7 protein-coding genes and 1 pseudogene are annotated in these 9,341 nt (G+C 72.3%); 4 read left to right on the top strand and 4 right to left on the bottom strand.

What is annotated here, in order from left to right; translation table 11 throughout:
* Positions 1-29: 29 nt before the first annotated feature.
* Positions 30-173, top strand: a pseudogene (locus E1266_RS40020) (hypothetical protein); the annotation flags it as partial.
* A 31-nt stretch (positions 174-204) separates the two neighbouring features.
* Here E1266_RS40020 and E1266_RS16080 read toward each other — a convergent pair.
* Together E1266_RS16080 and E1266_RS16075 are read right to left on the bottom strand one after the other, a co-directional pair.
* Entirely contained in the window at positions 205-1,026 is an 822-nt protein-coding gene (locus E1266_RS16080; RefSeq protein WP_132047674.1) for an STAS domain-containing protein, read from the bottom strand.
* A 3-nt stretch (positions 1,027-1,029) separates the two neighbouring features.
* Positions 1,030-1,341: a hypothetical protein gene (locus E1266_RS16075; RefSeq protein ID WP_165966107.1), complete on the bottom strand. Its 312-nt coding sequence runs from the start codon at positions 1,339-1,341 to the stop codon at positions 1,030-1,032.
* A gap of 528 nt (positions 1,342-1,869) precedes the next feature.
* On the opposite strand from E1266_RS16075, the gene treS reads away from it, so the two are divergent.
* The 3 genes from treS (at position 1,870) to E1266_RS16060 (ending at position 6,375) form a co-directional block, all read left to right on the top strand.
* Positions 1,870-3,762: a maltose alpha-D-glucosyltransferase gene (gene treS / locus E1266_RS16070; protein ID WP_132047670.1), complete on the top strand. Its 1,893-nt coding sequence runs from the start codon at positions 1,870-1,872 to the stop codon at positions 3,760-3,762.
* A 2-nt stretch (positions 3,763-3,764) separates the two neighbouring features.
* Positions 3,765-5,207, top strand: a complete 1,443-nt coding sequence (locus E1266_RS16065; protein WP_132047668.1) for a phosphotransferase — start codon at positions 3,765-3,767, stop codon at positions 5,205-5,207.
* A 358-nt stretch (positions 5,208-5,565) separates the two neighbouring features.
* Complete coding sequence (locus tag E1266_RS16060) at positions 5,566-6,375, top strand: C40 family peptidase (protein WP_165966106.1); 810 nt, start codon at positions 5,566-5,568, stop codon at positions 6,373-6,375.
* 160 nt (positions 6,376-6,535) lie between these two features.
* Here the strand turns inward: E1266_RS16060 and E1266_RS16055 are convergent, their stop codons facing one another.
* Both E1266_RS16055 and E1266_RS16050 read right to left on the bottom strand, forming a co-directional pair.
* Complete coding sequence (locus E1266_RS16055; protein ID WP_132047664.1) at positions 6,536-8,347, bottom strand: N-6 DNA methylase; 1,812 nt, start codon at positions 8,345-8,347, stop codon at positions 6,536-6,538.
* A 66-nt stretch (positions 8,348-8,413) separates the two neighbouring features.
* A complete protein-coding gene (locus E1266_RS16050) occupies positions 8,414-9,256 on the bottom strand; it encodes a protein phosphatase 2C domain-containing protein (protein WP_132047662.1) in 843 nt (280 codons plus the stop codon).
* Between the last annotated feature and the right edge of the window lie 85 nt (positions 9,257-9,341).

Genomic DNA, 9,341 nt, shown 5'->3' with positions numbered 1-9,341 from the left:
AATGTGTATAAGAGACACACCCCGCCCAACCCCACACCGTCACCGACCAACTCACCGGCACCGCCTACACCTGGCACCGGTCCAACTACGTCCACCTCGACCCGCACACCCAACCCGCGCACATCCTCACGTTCCAGAGGAACGAAGGACATGCGCGGGCAGGTGGGAACTGAAGAGGCGCGAGCGGCCGCCCGCGCGCCGGCGTCAGGCCGGCCCGGTGCTCAGCAGGCGGTCCTCGAAGGGGCGGCAGCCGGTGAAGACCGAGCCGAGGCCCTCCCGGTCGATGACCCGGCGGAGCTTGGCGGGCAGCGCCGGCAGCGAGAGGCAGCCGCCCTCGGCGGCGACCCGCCAGCGGATGCCGAGCAGGATCGGCAGCGGGTCGGACCGCACCCCGAGCCGGTCGTGCATCCGCACCATGAGGTGCCGCAGGTTGCCCTCGACCAGCTCGGTCAGCGTGTCGCCGAGCCGCGGCACCGTGACCTCGTCGAGGACGCCGGCCAGGTGGACCACCGTGTGGTCGCCGTCCCCGGCGGCCGTCGTCGTGATCATCAGCTCGGACGGCGCGGGCGGCGTGGGCGTGAGCCCGGCGTCCCCCGGATGCAGGGCGCGGATGGCGTCCAGCACGTGCGTGGTCTCCACGCGCCGCGCGGCGCGGGCCGGGACGGGCGCGGCCGTGGCGGCCGCGACGTCCGCGTGCACCGGGACGAGCCGGCTCAGGCCGGTGAGCTGCAGCGCCCGCCGCACATGGGCGGACGGCTCCGGGACGACGGTGCGCAGCGGGCACCCGAGCAGTCGCGCCCGCGTCTCCGCGCGGGCCAGCAGCACCAGGCCCGCCGCGTCCAGCAGGACCGCGTCGCCGAAGTCCACGACGACACCGCCGCGGGTCCCCCCGGCGAGGGAGAGGGCCTTGCTCACCTCCTCCCGGATCCCGGCGTAGTTCTGCCAGCTGATCTGCGCGGGCATGCGCAGCACGATGAACCCTCGCCGGGTCTCGACGCCCAGGCCCGGCACGGCGGTGTCCTTCATCAGTCACATCCCGATCGGGGTTCGCGCGCCCGCGGGGCGCTTGGCGGTGGCATGGGAGCCGGTCGGCATCGGCGCGGGGCGCCCGTCCGGATACGGCGGGCGCCCGCCCCGGACGACGCCCGTGAGCCGGGACGCCGCGAGGCGCTCGATGGTCCGTTCCTCGGGCCGCACCCCGAGATGGGTGCAGCAGCACCACAGGTCGTCCACGCAACGGCGCACGTTCTCCGCCGGAACATCGGCGAAGCGAACGCGCAGCCGCGCCACGAGGTCATCGCGCGTCGGTACGACCGATGGCGACATCTCCCAGCGCTCCACTGTCCCTCCGATCGCTTTGGACGAATTCTTCTCGTCCGGAATTGTCAACGGCCCGCCGCCGGCCGCGCGGACGCCGGGCGAGCAGGCGTCAACGGCGCGGCCGCGAATTGCGCGGCAGGTTCTGAGCTTGGAAATGACCTACCCCGGGCATGCGACAGAAAAAGCGACGAAGCTAAAAACACGGACATGACACAACCGCCGCCGAGCAAGTATTCGGCGGGCCGGACGCCAGCGGCCGGGCCGTGCATCGACGTGTTTTGCGCTACTTTCCCGGGCCATGCCGGGCCGCTACCGGGCGTTGACCCGGGGGTGTGCGGCGCGGCGGCCGCCGCGCCGCCGGCCACCGCGCGATCTTCCCCGCGCTTGGGCTCGGCTCGCCCTGCCCGGACGGGCCGCCGGCTCCTGAAACCGGGCGGACGGTCACGGAGCGTGCGGAGATTTTTACGTATGGTTGCCTGTCGTGAACGTCCCCGGAGGCGGTGGCGGGCATTGCTGATCTAGATGTCTCCAACACACCCGGGGTGACCCATGCACGGCCAGCCGAAGAACCTCACCAGCAGCACGTCCGACCAGGTCACCCGGCCGGAGACGGCGGCGCTCCCGCGACGGGACGCCGCGGGACCCGACACCCGGGCACTCCCCGACGCGTTCGATCCAAAGAGCCCGCGTGATCCGCATTGGTTCAAGACGGCGGTGTTCTACGAGGTGTCGGTGCGGGGATTCGCCGATTCCAACGGCGACGGCTACGGCGACCTGCGCGGCCTGATCAGCAGACTCGACCACCTGCACTGGCTGGGCATCGACTGCCTGTGGCTGCTGCCCATCTACCAGTCACCCCTGCGCGACGGCGGCTACGACATCGCCGAATACACCCGCATCCTCCCCGAATTCGGCGAACTGGGCGACTTCGTCGAACTCATCGACCAAGCCCACGCCCGCGGCATCAGAGTCATCGCCGACCTGGTCATGAACCACACCTCCGACCAGCACCCCTGGTTCCAGGCCTCCCGCACCGACCCCACCGGACCCTTCGGCGACTTCTACATGTGGGCCGACGACGACACCGGCTACCCCGACGCCCGCATCATCTTCATCGACACCGAAACCTCCAACTGGACCTACGACCCCGTCCGCGGCCAGTACTACTGGCACCGCTTCTTCTCCCACCAACCCGACCTCAACTACGACAACCCCGACGTCCAAGACGCCATGCTGGAAAACCTCCGCTTCTGGCTCGACCTGGGCATCGACGGATTCCGCCTCGACGCCGTCCCCTACCTGTACGCCCGCGAAGGCACCAACTGCGAAAACCTCCCCGAAACCCACACCTACCTCAAACGCGTCCGCGCCGAAGTCGACCGCCTCTACCCCGACCGCGTCCTGCTCGCAGAAGCCAACCAATGGCCCGCCGACGTCGTCGAATACTTCGGCGACCCCGCCGCCGGCGGCGACGAATGCCACATGGCCTTCCACTTCCCCGTCATGCCCCGCATCTTCATGGCCGTCCGCCGCGAACAGCGCTACCCCATCTCCGAGATCATGGCCCAGACCCCCAAAATCCCCGACTCCTGCCAATGGGGCATCTTCCTGCGCAACCACGACGAACTCACCCTGGAGATGGTCACCGACGAAGAACGCGACTACATGTACACCGAATACGCCAAAGACCCCCGCATGAAAGCCAACATCGGCATCCGCCGCCGCCTGGCCCCCCTCCTGGACAACGACCGCAACCAACTCGAACTGTTCACCGCCCTCCTGCTCTCCCTCCCCGGCTCCCCCGTCCTGTACTACGGCGACGAAATCGGCATGGGCGACAACATCTGGCTCGGCGACCGCGACGCCGTCCGCACCCCCATGCAATGGACCCCCGACCGCAACGCCGGCTTCTCCAAATGCGACCCCGCCCGCCTCTACCTCCCCGTCATCATGGACCCCATCTACGGCTACCAAGCCGTCAACGTCGAAGCCCAGGCCAACAACCCCGGATCACTCCTGCACTGGACCCGCAAAATGATCGAGATCCGGCAACGCCACCCCGTCTTCGGCGTCGGCTCCTACGTCGAACTCTCCGCCTCCAACCCCTCCGTCCTCGCCTTCACCCGCGAGATCACGGAGGAGGAGAGCCCGTGGGGCGAGATGGACACGATCCTCTGCGTCAGCAACCTGTCGCGCTTCCCGCAGCCGGTCGAGCTGGACCTGCGGCGCTTCGAGGGGTACTCCCCCGTCGAGTGCATGGGCGGCGTCCAGTTCCCCGCCATCGGCGAGCTCCCCTACCTGATGACGCTCCCCGCCCACGGCTTCTTCTGGTTCCAGCTGATCCCGCCGGACGAGGGCGACGGCGTCCCGGAGACGGTCCCGGGCGGGGCCGCCGGGACCGTCCCCGGTCCGGACGCCGCCGGCGCCGGAAAGGCCGGCTGAGCGTGCTGCCGACCGAGACGGCCCTCGTGCGCGACCTCGCGGAATGGCTGCCCAGGCAGCGCTGGTTCGGCGGCAAGGACGGCCCCATCGACGAACTGACCATCGGGACCGCCACCGAACTGCGCTCCGGCGACCCCGCGCTGCACCATCTGGTCCTCGACGTCCGGCAGAACGGCGCCACCGACCACTACCAGCTGCTCCTCGGCGCCCGCCGCGAGCTGCCGGACCGGCTCCGGCACGTCGAGATCGGCGGAGCGCACCCGGACCCGCCGGGCGGGCGCCCGTACGACGTGTACCTCTACGACGCCGCCCACGACCCGGACCTGACCCGGATCCTGCTCGACGCCCTCGCCGCGGAGGCGTCGGCCGGCCCGCTGCGCTTCCGCCACGTCGACGGCGCCCGCATCCGGACGGACCTGACGAGCCTGCCCATCACCGCCGAGCAGAGCAACACCTCGCTGCTGTTCGGGGACACCTATATCTGCAAGCTGTTCCGGCGGCTCAGCCACGGCGTCAACCTCGACCTCGAGGTCAACCTCGCGCTGACCCAGGGCGGGTGCACACACGTGCCCGCCGTCCACGGGTGGATCGAGCTGGAACCGGAGGCGGGCACGTCCGGGAACGGCGAGCCGGTCACGCTCGGCCTGCTGTCGGACTACCTGTACACCGGCGCGGACGGGTGGAGCCTGGCGATCGCGAGCGTCCGGGACTGGTTCGCGCACACGCCGCCGGCGGGCGGCGACGAGTGGGCCGAGCTGGACGCGAGCGCGGCCGGCGGGGACTTCGCCGCCGAGGCCGAACGCCTGGGGGCCGCGACCGCGGCGGTGCACCGGTCGCTCGCCGCCGCGTTCGGGGTGCGGACGCTCCCCCCGGCGGAGGTGCGGGCGATGGCGGCGCGGATGAACGACGAGCTGACCGCCACCTGCCGCTCCGTGCCCCGGCTGGCCCCGCACGCGAAGGCGCTCACCGCCGCCTACCTCGACCTGGCCGCGCGGCCGGAGCCGCTGCCCGTCCAGCGCGTGCACGGCGACTACCACCTGGGCCAGGTCCTGCGCACCGAGAGCGGCTGGACGCTGCTGGACTTCGAGGGCGAGCCCGCGCGGACGCAGCACGAGCGCCGCGCCCTCGCGCACCCGCTGCGGGACGTCGCCGGGATGCTGCGCTCGTTCGAGTACGCGGCCCGGTTCCTCATCGCCAAGTCCGGGACGGTCCCGCCCGAACCGGGCGGCCGGCTGGAGACGCGGGCGCATGCGTGGGCGGCGCGCAACCGGGCCGCGTTCTGCCGCGGCTACGCCGCCGCGGGCGGCGCCGACCCGGCGGCGCATTCGGCGCTCATCCGCGCCTTCGAATTCGAGAAGGCGGTCTACGAGGTGCGGTACGAGGCGCAGAACCGGCCGGCCTGGCTGCCCGTTCCGCTCACCTCGCTGGCCCATCTGGCCACTTGATCAAAGACACCGAACGGCGCCATTAATTCCGCGCCACGATCATGCAAAATCGCGCCGTTCCCCCAATTCCGTAGCGATCTGCCGGGTACCCGGACTCTCGGCGAGGTGATGATCACTCGCCCTGCGAAAATTCGCGGCACATCCGACATTGCGGAACGGAGAGAACAGAATGGCCAGCGCACGCCACTCACTCGGGGACACCACCGGAAACGGCATATCTGCTAACAATACCCGTCGAAATCGGACGGGTGCCCGAAAACAGGGACTGCTCCGTACCGCCGTCACCCTGACGGCGACCGGGCTCGCCCTGGCGGTCCCGCTGAGTTCCCAGGCCTGGGCGGACCTCAACACCACCGTGGTGAAGAGCCTGCACCTCGACAGGGCCACGCTGAAGCAGGTCAAGGCGTACGACAGGTACCGGACCCGCGTGGCGGAGCAGCGCGAGAGCGCCAAGAAGGCGATCAGGTTCGCCCGCAAGCAGATCGGCAAGCCCTACCGGTGGGGCGCCGAGGGACCGGGCGGCTACGACTGCTCCGGGCTCGCGATGGCCGCGTGGCGCGCGGCGGGCGTCGACATCCCCCGCGTCACCCACGCGCAGTACCGCCAGGTGAAGCGCAAGGTCAAGCTGAGGGAGCTCAAGCCGGGCGACCTCGTCTTCTTCCGCGGCCGCAACCATGTGGGGCTCTATGTGGAAGGCGGAAGGTACCTCCACGCTCCCCGCACCGGGGAGACCGTGCGGATCGACAAACTCAACAAGCGGCGCAAGAGGCAGTTCGCCGGCGCGGTCCGGCCGGGCGCGCCCGAGCACAAGACGTGGTCGCCGTCGGTGATGGAACTCGTCGAGAAGATCGACCGGATGAGCGCGGAGCAGCGCACCGAGGAGAAGCCGCCAGATAAGGAGCGGACCCCCCAGAATCCGCCTGCCACCGACACCGCACCGAAGAACGACGACGAGTCCCCCGAGAAATCCCCCGAGCGCACCCCGGCGAAGAAGGCCGCGCCGCCAGGCGGCCCCGCCTCATCGAAGCCCGCCCGGTCCCCGAAGCAGACGCGGCCGGAGCCGCCGCCGAGGGTCGAGACGCCCGGCAGCGCGGACTTCCGCCCCTGGGCCATGTACACGGGCTCCACTTTCGAGTACCTCTCGGCGCCCGGCCCCGCAGCGGTCTGACAGAGCGACCGGGCGGCGACCGACAACAGCGCAACCGACCACTGGGCAACCGACCACATGCCGAGCGGCCTGCGAGGCCGCCGGGGCCGCCGGGGTCCACGCACGGGCCGCGGCGAGCCGGGACACTCCGGGAACGGCGCGGCCGTTCCCGGAGTGCTCGTCATTGGGACGGGCGGAGATGGCCGTCCAGGAGCCCGTCGAAGCTCAGCCGGACCAGGGACTCCCCCAGGGCCGACATCTCGCGCAGCGTCTCCGTCATGCGGGCCAGTTCCTGGAAGACGCGGCCGTAGGCGCGCTGGCTCTCAAGGGAGAGCCGCGGGACGCGGGTCCGGCGCGGGTCCATCCGGCTCGATCCGCCGCCGTTGCCGTCCCGGCCGCCGGCGAAGCCGAGGAACCCGGCGAGGAACCCCGCGTCGAGCCGCCGCGCGTCCGGGCGGTAGAGGGTGAGGCCGGCGCCGAGCGCCGCACCGGGCTCGTCGACCACCCGCGCCGCGCCCGCGGCGGTCGCGACGACGTCGCCCGCTTCGAGCATGACCAGGCCGGGCCCCGCGGACGTCCCCGAGGGGCCGGTCCCGGCGGCCACGTCGTCCGCGGTGAGGACCGGGACGTCGCCGCCGGACGGGAGCCGGGCGGGCGCCTGGCTGATCGCGACGACGCCGGCCTTGGCCAGCTCGGCGAGCGTGGTGAACGAGAGGGGGCGCCGGTCCGGCAGCAGTTCCAGGCCGGGCGGGACGGGCGCGGCGGCGCGCAGCCGGTCCAGCGTCTCGGCGAAGCGGCGGTCGAACGCGTCGCCGCTCTGCCGGGGCCGGTGGCGGGACGGGCTGAGGTCGACCTCGTCGTCGAGCAGGTCGATGACCGGCACGCAGAACTCGCCGGCCGGGTACGCCTCCCATTCCCGCTCGGCCCGCGCGAAGTCGCCCTCGGTGTCGAGCAGGAGGACGGCGGGCGGCGGCCGCTCGCCGGGCTTCGGGCGCCGCAGCAGCCACAGGTCGGGACCGCCGGACCCCAGCGTCAGCACGGCCCGCAGCGCGCCCGCCCGCAGGAGGTTGCCGCGGATCCGGCGGCCGGGGCGGCGGCTCGCCACCGCCGACGGCATCAGCACGGCGACGCGGCCCCCGGGCCGGACGTGCGCGAGGCAGTGCTGCACCCAGGCCAGCTCGGGTTCGCCGCGCGGCGGCAGCCCGTACTCCCAGCGCGGGTCGCCGGCCAGGTCGTCGTGCCCCCAGGAGCGGTCGCCGAACGGCGGGTTGCACACGATCGAGTCGGCGACCTCGCCGGGGAAGGCGTCGCGGCGCAGCGAGTCGCCGGCGACGACCTCGGCGGGCGTCCCGGCCAGCAGCAGCCGGACCGCGGTGATCCGGGCCGCGGAGTCCTCGCCCTCCTGGCCGAGCGCGAGCCGCGCGCCGGGCGCCGCCAGCAGCAGCGTGCCGAGGCCGCACGCCGGGTCGAGGACGACGTCGCCCTCCCGGCACGCGAGCCGCGTCATGAGCCGCGCGACGTCCGCGCGCGTGACGACGAGCCGCCGCGAGTGCGCCCGGACGTAGCGCTGGAAGAGCATGTCGAACGCCGCGGCGTGGCCGTGTTCGGCGGCGAGTCCGGCGAGCAGGCCGGGCAGGCCCGGGTCGTCGGGCTCGACGGCGGGCACCGGCGGCCGCACGGGCACCTTGACGGTGTCGCCGCGGAGTTCGAGCAGGCGCAGCCCGGCCCAGCCGACGAGGTCGGCGAGCCGGAAGTCGTCGCCGGACGCGCGCAGCCGCTGCCAGAGCCGGTCGGCGAGCGACACCTCGAACGGCTTGCCGTTGCGGTGCAGCCAGTCCTCGATGTCGGAGAGCGAGAACAGCGGGCTGGTCGCGGTGCCGCCGACGGGGCGCGGGAAGTCGCCGTGGCGGCGGCGCCAGTTGCTGACCGTGGCCCGCCCCACGCCCGCCAACCGGGCGATGTCGCCGGCGGTCACACCGGGGTCACCGCTCATGCGGTCACCATACTTGATCTTCGCAGCATCGATCGGCCCGGAGAACGTCTGTGAACCGTGTCAACTCTACCGGGCGGCGGCGCCGGCCGCGGTGGCCGGGCGGCGGGTGAGGCGGCCGAGTCCGGTGAGGCGGGCGAGCAGTCCCGGCTCGCGGGCGGCGCCGATCATCAGCGGCTCCCGCGACACCTCCCTGGAGGGCGCGACGACGTCCGCGACGACGCAGGTGGCGTTGTCGTGCCCGCCGGCGAGGGTCGCGAGTTCGATGAGGCGCGCGACCGCCTCCGCGGGACTCGCCGCGCGGACCAGCGTCTCGCGGATCTCCTCCGGCTCGACGAAGCCGAAGACGCCGTCGGAGCACAGCAGGTAGCGGTCGCCGGGCTGCGCGTCGTGCCGGAACAGGTCGGCCTCCGCGCCGGCGCCGCTCTGCAGCGCCCTGACCAGCTTGGAGCGCCGCGGGTGGCCGGCGGCCTCGCCCTCGGTGAGCCGCCCTTCCTCCACGAGCGACTGGACCATCGTGTGGTCGCGGGTGAGCCGGTGCAGTTCCCCCGCGCGCAGGAGGTAGGCGCGGGAGTCCCCGATGTGGGCGATCGTGAAGCCGTGGCCGTCCCAGGCCATCGCGGTCAGGGTCGTGCCCATCCGGGCCATTCCGGGGTCGTCGCGGCCCAGGTCGTCCAGGCGGTCGGAGATCGCGGCCACGCCGGAGGCGAGGTCGGCGGCCGGATCCGCGGTGAACGGGATTCCGGCCAGGGTCGTGATCGCGGTCCTGCTGGCGACATCGCCGTGCGGGTGCCCGCCCATGCCGTCGGCGACGGCGAGCAGCCGCGGGCCGGCGTACGCGGAGTCCTCGTTCACCTTCCTCCGCACGCCGACATCCGTCCCGGCGTCGAAACGAAGTACATGGTGAGTCATGCAACCATTAAACCACACTAAAACACTATTCACAAGCACTTGACCCGCCAGCTGGTTTTTCTTGGCGGCCGACCCGGCCGGCCGC

It is taken from the genome of Actinomadura sp. 7K534 (assembly GCF_004348575.1).
Classification (GTDB): Bacteria; Actinomycetota; Actinomycetes; order Streptosporangiales; family Streptosporangiaceae; genus Spirillospora; species Spirillospora livida.
The sequence above is the reverse complement of the archived record's forward strand: the minus strand, read 5'-3'. Positions and strand labels throughout refer to the sequence as shown.